The organism is Arcticibacter svalbardensis MN12-7 (assembly GCF_000403135.1).
Taxonomy (GTDB): Bacteria; Bacteroidota; Bacteroidia; order Sphingobacteriales; family Sphingobacteriaceae; genus Arcticibacter; species Arcticibacter svalbardensis.
Genome location: NZ_AQPN01000045.1, coordinates 15,060 through 31,258 on the forward strand (window position 1 = coordinate 15,060; position 16,199 = coordinate 31,258).

At 36.9% G+C, this 16,199-nt stretch carries 16 protein-coding genes; 8 read left to right on the forward strand and 8 right to left on the reverse strand.

Going from position 1 to position 16,199, the window contains the following annotated elements; all coding sequences use genetic code 11:
* Positions 1-144: 144 nt before the first annotated feature.
* The 3 genes from ADIARSV_RS22085 to ADIARSV_RS05625 form a co-directional block, all read right to left on the reverse strand.
* Positions 145-351: a hypothetical protein gene (locus ADIARSV_RS22085; RefSeq protein ID WP_016194452.1), complete on the reverse strand. Its 207-nt coding sequence runs from the start codon at positions 349-351 to the stop codon at positions 145-147.
* A gap of 96 nt (positions 352-447) precedes the next feature.
* Entirely contained in the window at positions 448-1,023 is a 576-nt protein-coding gene (locus ADIARSV_RS05620; RefSeq protein ID WP_394331143.1) for a response regulator, read from the reverse strand.
* Between the two features lie 101 nt (positions 1,024-1,124).
* Positions 1,125-2,798 (reverse strand): tetratricopeptide repeat-containing sensor histidine kinase, encoded by a 1,674-nt coding sequence (locus tag ADIARSV_RS05625; RefSeq protein ID WP_200864718.1) that lies wholly within the window; start codon positions 2,796-2,798, stop codon positions 1,125-1,127.
* Positions 2,799-3,179: 381 nt separating this feature from the next.
* Between ADIARSV_RS05625 and ADIARSV_RS05630 the strand changes: the two genes are divergently transcribed.
* Entirely contained in the window at positions 3,180-3,359 is a 180-nt protein-coding gene (locus ADIARSV_RS05630) for a hypothetical protein (protein WP_016194456.1), read from the forward strand.
* Positions 3,360-3,654: 295 nt separating this feature from the next.
* Here the strand turns inward: ADIARSV_RS05630 and ADIARSV_RS05635 are convergent, their stop codons facing one another.
* From ADIARSV_RS05635 to ADIARSV_RS05655, 4 genes are all read right to left on the reverse strand, one after another.
* Complete coding sequence (locus ADIARSV_RS05635; protein WP_016194457.1) at positions 3,655-4,194, reverse strand: hypothetical protein; 540 nt, start codon at positions 4,192-4,194, stop codon at positions 3,655-3,657.
* Positions 4,195-4,209: 15 nt separating this feature from the next.
* Complete coding sequence (locus ADIARSV_RS05640) at positions 4,210-5,409, reverse strand: ImmA/IrrE family metallo-endopeptidase (RefSeq protein ID WP_016194458.1); 1,200 nt, start codon at positions 5,407-5,409, stop codon at positions 4,210-4,212.
* A gap of 747 nt (positions 5,410-6,156) precedes the next feature.
* Positions 6,157-6,540, reverse strand: a complete 384-nt coding sequence (locus ADIARSV_RS05650; protein ID WP_016194461.1) for a helix-turn-helix domain-containing protein — start codon at positions 6,538-6,540, stop codon at positions 6,157-6,159.
* 50 nt (positions 6,541-6,590) lie between these two features.
* Positions 6,591-6,920, reverse strand: a complete 330-nt coding sequence (locus ADIARSV_RS05655; RefSeq protein WP_016194462.1) for a type II toxin-antitoxin system RelE/ParE family toxin — start codon at positions 6,918-6,920, stop codon at positions 6,591-6,593.
* A 718-nt stretch (positions 6,921-7,638) separates the two neighbouring features.
* Between ADIARSV_RS05655 and ADIARSV_RS05660 the strand changes: the two genes are divergently transcribed.
* Together ADIARSV_RS05660 and rhuM are read left to right on the forward strand one after the other, a co-directional pair.
* The gene (locus ADIARSV_RS05660; protein WP_016194463.1) at positions 7,639-8,673 is read left to right on the forward strand and encodes a Fic family protein; all 1,035 of its coding nucleotides are present in this window, start codon (positions 7,639-7,641) and stop codon (positions 8,671-8,673) included.
* Positions 8,674-8,773: 100 nt separating this feature from the next.
* Positions 8,774-9,034 (forward strand): RhuM family protein, encoded by a 261-nt coding sequence (gene rhuM, locus ADIARSV_RS05665; RefSeq protein ID WP_040299216.1) that lies wholly within the window; start codon positions 8,774-8,776, stop codon positions 9,032-9,034.
* 47 nt (positions 9,035-9,081) lie between these two features.
* Here the strand turns inward: rhuM and ADIARSV_RS05670 are convergent, their stop codons facing one another.
* Positions 9,082-9,585 carry a DinB family protein gene (locus tag ADIARSV_RS05670; RefSeq protein ID WP_016194465.1) on the reverse strand — a complete coding sequence of 168 codons (504 nt, stop codon included), beginning with the start codon at positions 9,583-9,585 and terminating at the stop codon, positions 9,082-9,084.
* Positions 9,586-10,382: 797 nt separating this feature from the next.
* On the opposite strand from ADIARSV_RS05670, the gene ADIARSV_RS05675 reads away from it, so the two are divergent.
* The 5 genes from ADIARSV_RS05675 to ADIARSV_RS05695 all read left to right on the forward strand — a co-directional run.
* Positions 10,383-11,267: an Rpn family recombination-promoting nuclease/putative transposase gene (locus ADIARSV_RS05675; RefSeq protein WP_016194467.1), complete on the forward strand. Its 885-nt coding sequence runs from the start codon at positions 10,383-10,385 to the stop codon at positions 11,265-11,267.
* A gap of 25 nt (positions 11,268-11,292) precedes the next feature.
* Complete coding sequence (locus ADIARSV_RS05680; protein ID WP_016194468.1) at positions 11,293-12,687, forward strand: undecaprenyl-phosphate glucose phosphotransferase; 1,395 nt, start codon at positions 11,293-11,295, stop codon at positions 12,685-12,687.
* 56 nt (positions 12,688-12,743) lie between these two features.
* Positions 12,744-13,460, forward strand: a complete 717-nt coding sequence (locus ADIARSV_RS05685) for a hypothetical protein (protein ID WP_040299219.1) — start codon at positions 12,744-12,746, stop codon at positions 13,458-13,460.
* 12 nt (positions 13,461-13,472) lie between these two features.
* Positions 13,473-15,092, forward strand: a complete 1,620-nt coding sequence (locus ADIARSV_RS05690; protein WP_016194470.1) for a hypothetical protein — start codon at positions 13,473-13,475, stop codon at positions 15,090-15,092.
* A gap of 268 nt (positions 15,093-15,360) precedes the next feature.
* Positions 15,361-16,199, forward strand: an 839-nt coding sequence (locus ADIARSV_RS05695) for a hypothetical protein (protein ID WP_083936528.1), incomplete at its 3' end; no start/stop codon positions are given.

Genomic DNA, 16,199 nt, shown 5'->3' on the forward strand with positions numbered 1-16,199 from the left:
TTTCTGTGCTTTTGCCTGCAAACGGCGCTTGCACAATCTAAGAATGTACATTTCGGATTGAAGTTTGGAGGCAATTTTGCAACCGTTACCCCTTCAGATCTGGATCAATTTTGATTAAATTATGATAAGGTTTAGTTTTCTTCTTTATGTTATTCTTCTGGAATATTTATATTTTGCGTGGCGCTGAATAAAACGGTATAGGCCACTCCCTGCTAAGGCATAAGATTTCATCGTTTCAATATTAATCTCTCCAGCGATCGCATAGTTGTATTCGTATACGCCCCCTTTTGTAAATCCTACAAGTATGTAAGTAATACCAATCTCATAGGTGGAAAACTTCCGAATTGCCATTTCTATTTGTTAATGGCTCAAAAGTATTGTAACTATGGCGTTCTTTCTTACGGGAAACCGTAAAGCAAAGAATTATTCCGCCCATGCACACCATATTTAGATAATTTTATAGTCCTTGCAGTAAGCGACGAGCTGTTCGTTTTTGGTAAATCCCAAGGCTTCCTTAATCTGATTAAGCCTTTTTTCGACACTACTCAAGCTGGAAGCCCGTGCGCCCTGTTGCTCCAGGTAAGTAGGGATGTCCTTTTGTAAGGTCCCTTGAGCGAGTTGGGAAACGATCATGGTATCATACAACGTAAAATCGTGCGCATTCTTCGTCCTGATTGCTTGCTGGAATTCATAAGGGATATATTTTTTATTTTTATAAATAGTTTCGATCGCCTTCCTTAGATCCACTGCGTCAGTGCGACCCTTGCGGACATAACCATTGATGCCCAACTTTTCAAATAGCCCCCTGATCACTGCAGGGTTCGATTCAGCAGAAAACACCAAAACCCTTAGGTCAGGCTGCAGCCTTTTGGCCGCCTCAATGAGTGCAGCGCCAGTATTGATCTTTTGTTCGCGCGTATCCTCCTCAAATGAAAGATCGGCGATGAGTAATTCAAATGGTTTATGCTCCTGAATACCAACTTTTAGCCTTAACAGCGCATCATCGCAATAATAAACATACATAACATGGCTTATGCCTAAATCTTTCACCATCTGCTGCACGGAATAATTGACGCTTTGCTGGTCTTCGGCTATCAGTATACTATCAAACATATTTAATCAATTTAAGCGGTCGGAAAAACAAGTTGGATTTGCAGGCCTTTACCTGGACAGGAATCAAAGGTAATTTGTCCCCCGATCAAATTTATACGGTTTCCCGTATTGGTTAGACCATTTTTAGGGAAGTCGCCAGTGGGAAGACCGATACCGTCATCAATATAAGTAATAGAATGCTGCCCCGCTTGCGCGTCAAACCGGATAACCACATTCTCGGCCTTGCTGTGTTTTTGCATGTTCACCATAAGTTCCTGCAAAATGTATTTTAGTTCGAGTTTGCAAACCCCACTCACTTTCTTCCAGAGTTCTTCACTGTTACCGACCAATATCACTTTAGTAGTTTCCGTGGCGAATGACTTCAATAGCTCTGATATCTTCTCATGGAAGCTGTTGTCATCAGTAGTTTTATTAATTTCATATGAGATATCACGCGCCCGCTCATACACCTCATCAATATTATCCACGAGCCAGGTTCTATCCAGCGTAACATCATGCTGGATCCTTTTCATGATTCGGTAGATATCATTAGCCAAAGTATCATGAACTTTTTTAGAGGTTTTACGCTGACTTTCGCGAATGGCATCTTGTTTTTCTTGCTCTGATTGTTGCTTTCTTCTTTTGTACCAAAGAGAAGCAACGATTATCAAAAAGATAAAAACGATAAGCGTGCTGTAGAAGCGGATACTTTGTTGAATTAATTGGTATCTTTTTTCCGAGTTATCCCTTTGCAGTTTTAAATTGTCGGCTTCATTTTTTTTTGTATGGTAACGAATAAGCGCAAATTGATTTTTGGCAGCATTCCGCGCAGTTTGTAGGCTGTCATTTAATTGTTCATACCGACTAAAATACTGCTTTGCATCAACAGCGGGGCTCAGTCTGATTAATTTTTGCAGGGCGTCCAATTGACCATCAGGATTATTCAGCTGGTGGGCTATCGAATACATCCGGTGGGCGTAAATTAAGCCTGAATCAGGTTTAGACTGACTGTAATAATCCGCTAAATGTGCATAGCTTGAATGTTGGCCTCGAAGGTCTTTTGCGAACTTGCGTATTTGCAAGGCCTTCAGCAATTCCGGCGCAGCATCGTAACCAGGATCTTGCAGCCATTTTGCGTTGGCCATATTGGTCAATAAACGTGCATATCCCTTTCCCTCAGGTTTTTTTTGCTTGAGCACTTGTTGGTATAAGACTAATGCCTGCATAAAAGCCCCTTTTTCACGATAAGCATTCGCTTTATTATTTAGGATGATTAACAGGTAATTTTTATCATCCGAGAATCTAAGCGCTAAATCAAAGTAACCAATGGCGGAGTCAAAATTTTTAAGTTTTGAACTTGTCATACCTAATTCATTATAGTCAGAGGCCAGACAATTATAATTGTGTTTTTTACGCTCATCCAAAAATTTTAACGATGTAGTCAAACTTTCCTGGGCTCCGTAGTAATCTCCTGCATCCGATTGGATCGATGCCATATAGTTATAAGCCATGGCAACCTCCAGACTATCTTTCGAGCCAGTTGCTACTCTGTCAAAATAATAAAATGCAGAATCATTTTTCATTTGATATAAAAGCGTTTCCGCTTTTTTAAAATCAAATGACTCGGAGACCAAAAAGGGCCTGTCAGGTTTTTGACAACCAAACAGAATAATTAGGCCTCCCATCAAAAGTAAAACCTTTTTCAATGCTGATTTTTTGGCTTAAAGATAACAAATCATACATTGGACTTGATATAAAAAATTAAGGCAAGGTCATCCTTGAATAAATCCTGCAGGCACCCGTACACTATCTCCTGGTGGTACTGCAAACCGCGTAAGAAGTGCTTCTCACAATTTTCGGGAAGTAAGTGGTATTGATTGCGGAAGCTGGTAACCGCTTGACAAACCCGAAGAAAAAATCTTAGCGATATTAGCTAACTTTGAAGGAGATGATTCAGTTGTTGCTACAAAAAGAATATTGCAAGAAGTAAAGGCTGTTGCGGATGGTGATTTTGCTGAGAGTCGTTACTTTAACCAATTGCGAGTATTGGTTCAATTACGTAAATAGAAATACAATTTAATGAAGCTATGGAAACGATAACAAAATTTTTCAAGGAAGAAAGAGACCCGCTTTTCCGTAGAGGGGAAGTGAAGGGGCGTCAAGAAGAGGCTATTTCCATTGCCACTAAGATGAAGAACGAAGGTATTCCCTTAGCCCAGATAGCTAAGTTTACCAAACTACCTAGTGAAGAAATTGAAAAACTATAATACGAATAAAGATATTTTTTAATATACTAACCCTTTTGATCCATGTACCCACGTACCTTGTTGGTCGGTTAATTAGGAGTTTACATCTCACTTGCAGGCCTAATTTCCAATTCAAAACAGGAAATTTATTCAACGCTCTTATGATAATGGTGATTCCTCAAGTTTATCCATAATTTCCCATCTACATCTAGCCCTCCAGTTGGGCATGACAGGTATAATGATCAGTAATATTATTTTCCTGCTTCCTTTTATAAATTTCAGTTCCCATTTTAATTCATAGCGAATCGCATTAGTCTTACTTAGCCAGAGCCATCATTCCCTTTGCGACACTCGTAGATGTTGGTCCATAATTCTCGTGTCCATAATCAAATTTATCATTCAGATCATAAAGTAGCTTGTAGAGCTCAAACGGATTTTGAGAGCTCCCTACCCAAAGTACTGTAACATCCAATATTTCATTCATAAAGGATTGAAAAGACATTCTACTATCACTACCACGAATTCCATTATGATCTGATTTCTTTTTACCAGCGTTCAGAAAAACATTTTTCTCATCATAAATGATATCGCGCATTTCCTTAAATTCCTTGCCTTTCGGAAGGTATTGCATAAGGAGCCGTCTGATCCCCAGATAATAAACATTATACTTCTCTTCAGGATTCTCAAACTCTCTTCCGATTAACTGTCTTAGTTCATCTATTTCCTCAAGACCACCCGTTTCAGATCCGATACTTAATTGCTTTCCAACATTCTCGTTTGCCAGTCGCAGTAATTCCATTCGTTCAATGTCCTCTTCGGATAGCGCATCATCTTTTTTTATTTTCTTATTGTTCATAATCTATAATTTATTTTAATGGTTTATTTCAAAAATTGATTTAATGTTCAGGCTGATTTCTTTTAGATTGTCTTGATCCCAGGTAACAGGGTTTAAACGTGATAGGGCAGTTGAGCTTGTCGGATAATATTCATGAAAGGCGGCATAGTAATTCTTTTTCCCATAAAGTATATCCTGATATCTGGCAAACCAGCTATAGATGATTGAAACCTGGATCTCATTATCTTTTGCGAACTTCGATACCAGAAAATGATTATTGATATATTTCTTGATGTAATGAAACTTCTCTTCACTAAAAAAGAAGTCTCTTGCAAAGGAATCAGCCTTATCTTCAATCAGAAATAAATCTGCCTCACCGGTCAAATGAAAAAGATTAGTGCTGATGGTCTGCATGTCATATAATACGTGGTAGAGCTCATGAAGTAGCGTAAACCAAATGGTAGGATATTTTTTATTGAAATCTGTAAGTACAATACAGGGCTTTCCATTAACCTCGAAAGTACCACCTCTTACCTGCGTTGTAGAAAGATAATTCTGAACAATCACAGTGACCCCTATATTATAAAGTGCCTTGCAAACCACATAAAGGCCATTATCAATATCCTGCGAATAAGGCTTAATTTTGACTATAATTTCTTTTAACCTATTGCGATCATATTCGTTAGGGTTATTAATCACCTTAAAACACTGATAAGCAGATCTGATCCAAAAATCCTTCATCTTATCAGAAAAGGTCCGCTTGGTCTTACTAAACAGAGGGCTCGATAAATTTTCCTCAAAGTCTTGGATACTTTGGTAACCAAAAAAATCCATAGTTCTCTTAATCAGAACATCTATGTCATCAGAACCATCAAAGAAGCCTAATTTAGTAAGTGTCTTTATATCAAAGTTCTTGAGTAGAAAAGTGACCTTCCGTGAGCGATCTATGGCTATTATATTTTCGGTGTTTTGATTTTTAAGGACAGCTTTAATCACTTCATTAATATCACATTCAATAAAGCCAGCAAGTTTGACAATATTAATAAGGTTGGGCTGTTTTGCTGTCCCGGAGACAATTTCCTCGAACACGTCTTTATCAATGTTCAATATTTTTAAAGCTTTTGTTTTGCTTAATTTATAATCCACTAACTTTTCTTCGAACTTTGATCTTATATCCAGATCTACGTTATCCTGAAACAGGGATTGCAATAGTTTATTTACATTAAAATCGCTCATAGAAAAGGTATTTACCCTGCAAATATAAAGTTAAAATAGATATAAAGGATAAAAAATGGGTAATTACCCTTTGTTTATTTATGATATTAATAAATTTATTTCCAGTGATGGCTCTGTTATCGATCAAACGCAACAAGTTACCAATTTGCGTAAAATCCTTAAATAATGTAAAAAATTGGTTTATAGGTATAAATTTCAAAAGGTGTTGCATTGCATCAGGTGCTCTATTATAATGTTAAAATAGTTTATTATTCGTTTTAATGAGATTAGGGAGCCATTTTTTAATTGCAAAATTATTATGATCAATATGCTTAAGTCGTTAGCTCACTTTGAGGCAGCATTTCAAATGTTTGTACTGTGTCTAATAGAACGAAAAAAAGGAATGTTATCTTTTACAAAGAATACTTTCAGGAGTTTTCTTGAAACAGCGTGATAAAGTGAGGAGTCATTAAGCAAAGCTTTAGTTGATTATTGTCAAACCAGTACGGATGCTAAAGAGATCGTAGCCATCACAGAGCTGGATAATATTGCCTCACAGAAGGTTTTGCAAAAAGCCGGCTAAAAACGAATATCTTATCTGAAAAGAGATGGGATCGAATTGGCTTATTTTAAGATTGACCGTTAATAGCCTGTTGCCCAAATACCATGGGAACCTAATCTCTTAATTATAAGTAAATCTGGCAATTTGTGCACGACCTCTGTACTCCAGTCATAGATAATCTTGATTTGAAATAACACTCCCTCAAACTAAATTAGCTGTAACTTCTCATTGTCCAATTCAATGGAAAATTTTACTTTAGCTCCAAGCGCATCAAATACTCTTACTAATAATGAAAATGTAGGATTTGAATTTCCTTTTTCAATTTTGCTTATTTGTGCTTTATTAACGCCAATTAGCTTTCCAAGCTCTTCCTGTGAAAGATTTTGCCTCTTCCGGATATCTCTAATTGCTTCTTGAAGCATTTCAATCCGCAATTCAAATTCGTACTCATCCCTCTTTTTTGTGCCGATTATTCCTAACCTTTTGTTTTTGTATTCAGTTAGAGATATTCCTTTGACATCAGCTGGAAGGTTGATAGCGTTTTCGCCAAGTAATTCCAAATCCAATACCCGAGATTTTCTTTTTGACATATTTTTTTTAATATAGCCACTACGTTAACAGCGGCCCTAAATATTTAATATTATTTGCTTTTTATATCTTTCTTGATTCGCTCAGCGATATCAATCTCTTTCTTAGGCGTTTTATTGCCTTTCTTTTGGAATCCATGAGTCGTCAATATGATTTTACCTCCCGCAAAGAAGGCTAGAATTCTATACCACTTTCCTTTATCTTGTATTCTGAATTCCCATATACCATCAGTATTAGATAATTTTTTAAAATATTCTTCTCTAATAACTCCCTTTTCAACCTTATCAAAGGCTTTCATGAATTTATTTTCTGCTGATTCCTCGAGTTCGCTTAGAAAATCTGTTACGTCCTTTGGTAAAATTACTTCATACTGGTTATACACTTGGGTTCAAATTAACAAGGCTAAATATAAAAATAAGTTTCCTTATATGGAAACTTATAATAGATAATTTTTACAAAAAAAACACCATACCAATTTCGGGTTTACTTAAAATCGCGCATTTAGCGCCTTGATTAATCTTTTTCATTTTTTTTTAAAGTTAAGAAGTTCATAATAATTACAGATGATTGGTATCGACAAGTTTTTCTGAATGATATAAACGTATGCAGATTGTACTAAACGAGCGTTTATGATCCGCAATTTTCCTAATTCTTCTTAACGGTGCATTAAAATGACATTTTCTTCCAATTGAGGCAAAAATAAATAGGGTGTGTCATAAGGCAATTTCCAAATTCTTTAATCAACCAAATTAAAATAGCTCATGGTCTCAATTTATTTCATAAGACGTCTTTTTTATGAAGCAAGTCCTGCGTTGACATTGGGAATAGATGGGTCTGATGACCTAAGGGCATCTTTGTATTGCTTTAAATCCGTCAGACGGCTCTTGGCAACATGTCATATAGAATTGCCGCTCTTAAATAATGAATTCCTATGTAGGATACAGGTCATTAAAGGATGAATTACAGTTCAAATACTATACTTAATGATCCGTAATATACAGTAATGTGATCTGTATTCTCGTTTTAGCTCATTGTGTTACGTATTACGGATCATTTATGCTTATATTTGAGCTATAACTAATGGATTAATGAGCTGAATTATGGCACGAATAGATGACGATATTCTTAATTTTATAGAAGACCATCCTTCAAGCTCATCAGGAGAAATCCATAAAGCTGTTGGTAAAACCTCTTTCGCAACAACAAAAAGAGCAATAGCAGTTTTGGTTGCAACAGGCCAACTGATAGCCGAGGGCCAGACTCGAGCCACACGGTACATCCTCAGCCCAGCAAGCCGATTGTTTAGTATTATTGATATGGCTATTTATTTTGAGAAGGAAATTGACGAGCGTAAAATCAAGGAAGGTTTCAATTTCCAACTTATCACTAATGTCTTACGCGATGTCCACCTATTTACGGCCGACGAAGGAAATTACTTACAGCAATTACAGGAAGAGTTCCGAAATAATGTAAGTCATATGACCGCTGCTGCTTATAATAAAGAAATGGAAAGACTGGCTATCGATTTGAGTTGGAAATCATCCCAGATCGAAGGTAATACCTATTCACTGCTAGAAACTGAACGCCTGTTAAAGGACAAAGAAACCGCGGCAGGTAAACCAAAAGATGATGCCACCATGCTTTTAAATCACAAGGAAGCGCTCAACTTTATCATTGAAACCCCCGATTATGTAGTGCCATTAACTATTGCACGAATAGAAGATATACATAGCATATTAATCAAAGATCTTGAAGTTGAGCGTAACATCAGGCAGCGACGTGTAGGTATTTTGGGAACGAATTATAAACCACTTGACAATGAACACCAGATCAGGGAAGCACTGGAATACATGTGCCGGCTAATCAATCGAAAAAATAACATATTTGAAAAATCGTTGCTTGCACTGATATTGCTATCCTATATCCAGGCATTCAACGACGGTAACCAAAGAACGGCAAGGATCATCAGTAATGCAATACTTATTGCTAACCAATATTGTCCAATCTCGTTCAGGACTATTGATGCAGTCGAATATAAAAAAGCAATGTTGATCTTTTATGAACAAAACAATGTCAGCGTTATCAAGAAAATATTTATAGAACAATTCAGATTTGCGGTCAAGACCTATTTCTAAAAAAAAATTGCTTCTATTCAAAGGTCTCATAATGACTTACGGTCTTCTCAAATTCCTGTAAGTCAACAGTCATTTATAGTAATGAAGACAGAGCAGAAGTTTGCATACCATCAATATTCTCGAAGAGAACGAGTTAGAGGAGAATTCAGTTGTCAAGGATTACTTGACAACTGCCTCAGACGATAAAAATTACAAAGTTATATTTTATAGTCTGGATATGATTTTGGCAATTGGTTTCAGGGTAAGGAGTAAGCGAGGAACACAATTCAGGCAGTTGGCAAATCGCAATCTAAAGGAATATATGATTAAGGGGTTTGTTATGGACAATGACCAGCGCTGGATTCATCGTAATCAAAATTAAGTGTTTAAGTTCGATTCCATGTCTTTATAGCTTAATCAGATCTTGTTTTAACCTTTCTTACTATCTTCATAAGTAGGGCCGTACATACCAGGTACCTTATTTCCGGTAGCACGCAAGTAAACAATCATTTCACCACGATGGTGATAAATATGATTAAAAAGAAATCCACGTGCTACAATTCCCCTGGGCATAGGACCTAAAACTATTCGTTCCCCCACTTTCATGGTCCAGTTGTCTTGCAATTTATCCTCAGTAAGCGATTTCAATGCAGTTCTGGCTTTTTTTACATTACTTTCAAAAAGCGACAAGGTTTCTTTTATATCATTCGTGTCACCACTTTCAAGTTGATCTGTAGCCATATCATAAACATCCTGAGTATACGTTCCGACGTACCAGTAGTAGATGGTGGCAATGTGCTGAGCCAACTCACCCATTGTCCAGGAAGTTGCGCTGGGTTTGTAACCGAGGTCCTTCTCCGGAATTGCTTGTAACAGTTTACGACTGCTTTCTACTTCATGTTCAAATTCTTGCATCAAATATTGGAGTATCATCTCATTAGGTTTTAGATAAAGATAATGTCTTTTTTTAAGATTTCTATACTGATTACAGATGATTGGTATCGATACGTCTTTCTGAATGATATAAACGTATGCAGATTGTACTAAACAAGCGTTTATGATCCGCAATTTTCCTAATTCTTCTCAACGGTGCATTAAAAAGACATTTTCTTCCAATTCAATTATCAGTGTTCCAATTGATAAGATAGTCATGAAAAGTTCATCACTTTTTATGAACCGGATTACGGTGATTTTGCTGAGAGCCGTTACTTTAACCAGTTGCGGGTATTGGTTCAATTACGTAAATAGAACTGCAATTTGAAGAAGCTATGGAAACGATAACAAAATTTTTCAAAGAAGAAAGAGATCCGCTTTACCGTAGAGGGATTGAAAGGCAAGCAAGAAGGTCATTATATGGTTAATTGTTTTATATTTGTGTCATAAAACAAAGAAAATTGAGATTTATGACATATGTAATACAATTGCGACAGTTTTGTAGGGTTCTCCTACGATTAATACAGGACTTCCACTGGTTCATGGCAATATGCTAAGAATTACAGCACTTGACAATTAAGTGAATACTTTGTTGATGTTTTTTTGGCTAAAGTTTTTTCGATATAGAATCAAGTGAAAACTTATGAGAATCGCATCTTAAAATGGAAAGTAACATTCCTGAATACAATCTTATTTGCCATTATTAAAGATTTAACATGTGAAATTATTCAATGCAGATCCATTCAGCACATAAATTTACCTTATTAATCTGTCCTAGCAGAGTCTAACAACCTAAAATGAAATTGACTATCAATCGTTATATTGATCCCTTAACAGATTGGGGATTTAAACGTCTGTTTGGATCCGAAAGAAATAAAGATTTCTTAAAAGATTTTTTAAACGATCTTTTTGAAGGCGAAAAACATATCGCTGATATTGAATACCTACCCAACAACCATACAGCTGACCCACTTGACTCCAATCAGACAATTTTAGACCTAACTTGTACGGATCATACCGGAGAGCAGTTTATCGTAGAATTACAATGCGGGAAAAAGCATTGCTTTCGCGAACGCTCCCTATATAACACTTCACGCCTGATCCATGAAAAATTTTCAGTTGGAAAAGAAAGCAACTCTTATGAGCTTAAGGATGTATATCTGATTGCCATTCTAGACTTTAATCTGGAACAAGTCTTTTTCAAAAAATATCTTCATGATATCTGTTTAATGGACAAAGAAACAGGCGAAGTGTTTTCAAATAAACTAAGGTATAAGTTTTTGGAATTACCCAACTTTATAAAGCGACCTGATGAATTAGAAACAGGCCTCGATCGCTGGTTTTACCTTTTGAAGCACATGAGTCATCTGGAGAGGAGGCCTCCCTTTTTCAACAAGCGTATATTTGAAAAGGTATTTCAGGTGTCAAAAATAAGTACCTTAACCAAGGTAGAACAAATAGCATACAGCGAAAGTTTAAAGCAAAAACAGGAGTACGAGAATGTCTTTTCTAACGCTGGTCAAGAAGCAGAGAAAAGGAAATATACTGAAGGAAAACAAGAAGGAATTCAAGCAACGAAAATAGAGACTGCTCGTAAATTAAAAGGTAAAGGATATTCATTTACTGATATTTCTGAGCTAACAGACTTATCGATTTTAGAAGTAGAGAAGTTGTTGTGCTAAGGTACTTTGTTTTTAATAAAAATTTATGCAAACACGATATTTATACTTATTGCGTTTCGTGCTTTTAGCTACGGATATAATCTTAATAAACGCATCATTTTTTTTTGCATTCTATGCTGTCTTTGGGATACAAGCAATACCATTGGTAGGATCTTATAAAAATTATCTCCTTGTTTGTAATCTGATATGGTTTTTCTCCTCTAATGTATTCGGAGTCTACCGTAATGAATCACTGGCTGAAATTGTGAGAATCTATAGGGCCACATGGAAAGCGGTTGCATTTCATGCTGTTCTCTTTGTCTTTTACTTGACGTTTTCAGATAATTATGCAATTTCAAGGGCTTTTATACTAACACTTTATCTGGTAGTTAGCCTTGCTTTTCTGTTAAGCCGTTTTGCTGGAACATTCTTTGAATTTGTTTTATACCGGCACTTTAAGGTAAGTAAACCTGTTGCAGTTTTGGGCAAAAACAATACTGGATTACGTCTTGCTGGTTATCTTGAGGAATGCCAGAACTTCAAATTTGAAGGGTTTCTTCATAATGATGAGGAAGATACGCTGTTTGTAGGAGAGGATGGTTCTTTATTGCCTTCTACTTGCAAACATATAGCTGATGCCGCCAGTCGGGGGATTAAGGATGTATATGTATCGTTAACGCCTGATAGGATGGTTGAAGCGAAGTATTTGTTGGAGGAGGCGGAAAGACAATGTGTGAGGTTAAAATTTGTTCCTGATTTAACCGGTTCGCTAACAGCACCTTTTACCATGAGTTATATGGGCGAATTTCCTGTTATAAGTTTACGACATGAACCTTTGGAAAATATGCAGAACCGCTTTAGGAAGCGGATTTTTGATATTGTTTTTAGTTCTTTAGTCATGATTTTTGTGATGAGTTGGTTGGTTCCCATTATCGGAATCATCATCAAAATTCAAAGTAAAGGGCCAATATTCTTTAGACAATTACGTAGTGGACGGAATAACGAGCCATTCTGGTGTTACAAATTTCGGAGTATGAAGGTGAATAATGATAGCGACCGGAAACAAGCTAGGAAAGATGATGATCGAATCACGCCGATTGGAAAGTTTCTTAGGAAAAGTAGCCTGGATGAATTTCCTCAATTTTTCAATGTTTTAATGGGGAGCATGAGCATTATAGGTCCAAGACCCCATATGATCAAACATACGGAGCAGTATAGTGCAATTATCGACCGTTATATGGTTAGGCAATTTTTGAAGCCAGGAATAAGTGGCTGGGCACAGGTTAATGGTTTCAGAGGTGAAACTGAAGATCCTCGTTTAATGGAAAAACGCGTTGAGCATGATATTAGGTATATGGAAAACTGGAGCTCAATGTTAGATGTGAAGATTGTTTTTATGACTGTTATCAATATGTTTAAAGGCGAGGATAACGCTTATTAATACAATACGGATAGATATATAATGTAACGTGCTCATGTAATTAAATATAAATAAATATGAAATTAACGCTCTTAATGATTCTTACAGGCTGCGGCCTTTTAACTAGTACAGCAACCTTTGCTCAACAGGAATGGCTACCAGATGGGAATCTTGGTCATCCGGCCTTCCAAAAGTTAGTAGGTATTACGGTAGGTACTCAAGGGGTAGGTGCCGAGGTCGGCACACCATTATCCAACCGATTTAATTTACGATTGTCAACGAGTTTGCTTCCTTATAAAGGGGACTTGGTGAAGAGTTTTAACAGTAGTTCTAAATACAACACTGATTTCAAGGTTGAATTTATGAACTTCAGTGGCTTTATTGATTGGCAACCGTTTCCAAACGCCGGGGCGCTATTCCATAAGTTTGCTTTAACCGTAGGTGGAGCTTACTTCTTCAAGGCGGGTGGTAATGCTACAGTGATGCTGAATGAGCCTTACTATGTGGGTGATATTGCATTTACTCCTGAAGAAGTTGGTGTTATAAACACTACGGTAGACTGGAAAGGCTGGGTTCCGTATGCAGGTCTGGGATGGCAAAATCTTGTAATAGCTGGAGGATTTAATATGGGAGTTAACCTAGGTGCTTATTATATTGGAGATCCGGAAGTTAAAATGACTGCAACAAATTGGCTTTCTTCAAATCCTGAGGTTAATGAACCCATTCTTAGAAGAAATCTTAAAGATTACAAATGGCTTCCTAAGCTAGAAATTAAATTCGCCTATAACTATTAACACCTTATTGTTATGAAAAAAATATTTTACCTCTCCATAATTTCTTTTATAAGTGTGTTTACAGCTTGTAAAAACCCAACGGATGATATAACTATTATCATCACTCCCAATGTTTTCAACTATACCACTGCTATCAAAGTTGATGATGCTGCAGGAAATGCATTGCCTGATGGTCTTTTGGTAGAGATTTCAGGTCCTGATGCAGATGCAGTCTATTCACTTTCAGGAACTAAAACCTTTATTGTTGAAAAGGGCTATATTTATACGGGTATTGATCCACACAAAGATCCAACTCCTGGAACTCCATTGGAATTTAATGTAAAAGTTAGTGGAGATGCAATATTGGATGTGAATATTCCTTTTAAGATTACTTATGGTCAGGGATATCAATTAAAACCTATTAAGATTCTTAATCTAAATAACCCGGCATCTGGAGCTTCTGTACTTAAGCCTTCGTTTAGTGCAGCAACTCTTGCTACACAAGACCAAACAGTCAGTACAAATGCTGCAACCTCATCTTTGGTATCTACCTTAAAAATTGTATCAGGGACTCAATTTTTAAATGCTTCGGGACAAGTATTATCCGGAGATAGATTCACATCAGTTTTGGTTAATCTTGATCCTCGTACTCCAGCTGGTATAGCTCTTTTTCCTGGAGAAAGTTTGACAAGTGAAGCGATTGTCAATGCTGCAGGTCAAACTATAACAGGCACTTTTGTTCCGGCTGGTGTAACTGATATTGAGTTTTACCTGAATGATGTAGAGGTTAAAAGCTTTAGTAAAGATGTAACGATGATTCAGGATATCTATCCGGCTTACATTAATCCGAAAACAAAGGCAGTAGTAAAAGTTGGTGATCTTTTAGAAATATTCAGTTATGAAGTAACCACTGGTATCTTTAAATTCGAACGGACTGTTCCTGTTATCAGTCAAAATAATGGTAAGTTAGCAGTTACTTATCCGATAAGTCACTTAACAGCTTATATAGCAGGATTTGTTGAAGGGGCTTGTTCAAATTCCAGTCTTCAATTAAATGCGACATGGATGACTCCTGGTGTTACTTATCCATTAAATGTGAAGTTTGTGAATGCTGCCAATCAGGTTGTTTCAGATCAGATTCTAAATGTAACAAGTACAACAACTCTTATTCCATTAGCAACAGTTCCTACTGGAACTTCAACATTAAGTATCACTCACGCATCTACAGGAGCGGTATTGTTTAATGGTTCAGTAAATGTTAATTGTGGTACAGTAATTCCTGTAACATTGGCTCCGTTAGCACAACAGCCAATAGTTACCATGCAGTTGTTTGTAAGGTGTCCAGGGAAAACGGTTACAGTATCCGCTTTGCCAACCTTCCAGTTGTACTATCGCTTGGCTGGCTCGAATGCATCTTTCCTTCCTTTAGGTGAAGTTGTAAAGGGTTACATATCAACAACAAGTCTTGATGTAACAAAAAGATATGATTTCAGAGGTGTTTGGGATGATAAGATTAAAACGGTTGACGATAGAGCAATTGTTGCGAACAATTCCACTACAGTTGGTAATGGTTCAGGAGAAAATCTTGGAGCAACAGATTCTGCAAATAATCTTGAAATGTTGAATGAAGCTTGTGCTTCAATCGGCCAATAAAGACATGCTGTGTTATGATAGTAAAAGATCCCGATAAGAATGTAGTAAGACAGCGGTATGAGTCCGATGTAGGGTATTTAAAGTTGGACTTTTAATGGAATCTTATCCGTTTGTTTTTGCTTTTAATCAGAGTCATTATGCCGATTCGTTTGTTTTCGTTGCACTTTATTGGAAATACAGGTCGTCTTTGAGAAGATTTGAGAAGATATCGTCTAACTTTTGCTCTTTAGGCTTTTTAGCGATTACTTTACCGAATAACAATAAGATTATGGCTACAATAGATAACAAAGGAATGATTCATGGAACTGCAGGTTCGGTGATTTATCGTGCTTACAGAGGGAAAAATATCATCCAAGGCAAAGCGAAGGCATTTAAGCAAACTGAAAAGACTATCAGGAGCGCTACCGAGTTTGGACTTTCGAGTTCAGCAGCAGCAGTTATCCGGAATGCATTTGAACCGGCTTATTTCTTTAAGGACGGAACGGCAGCTTACCGGAGTACGCAACAGATATACCGGTCGATATTGAACAATGTAAGTGGGGAAAAGGGAAAAAGGGATTTGCATGATGGCGACCTTTCTTTTTTACAGGGATTGGATTTTAATGCATCCAGTAAATTGAATGAGGTCCTGCAGATGAGCCACTCGGTCAGTAAGAGTGCAGAAGGTTCAGTAAGTGTTACACTGGGTCCTTTTGATACTCAAACGGGAATTAAAAGGCCTAAAGCGGCAAGCGGTGTCTATATGAAACACCGGATCCGGTTAATGTTGGTTGCATTTAACTTCAGGGAGGAGTATTATGAAAACCTGGGGTATCAGGATGTCGATCTGGAAGGATATCAAAGTGTGGAAGGGCAAGTGATCACCTTTACAGAAAAGGTTCCTGAAGATTGTTTGGCATTGGTGAGTATGTCGCTGATGCTGTACTCCTCTATCTTCCAGACAAACGAAAGTATCTTGTTGAATAGTAGGGAGTTCAGTCCTTGCGCAATTATAGGGGCTTTTCAATCTGAAAGACCATCTGAGTATCCTATAAAAGAGGTTAATTTTCCGCCATTAGATTATCAGGGAAGAGAAGAAAGTATTAAGGAAATGTTTTATAAAGGAAA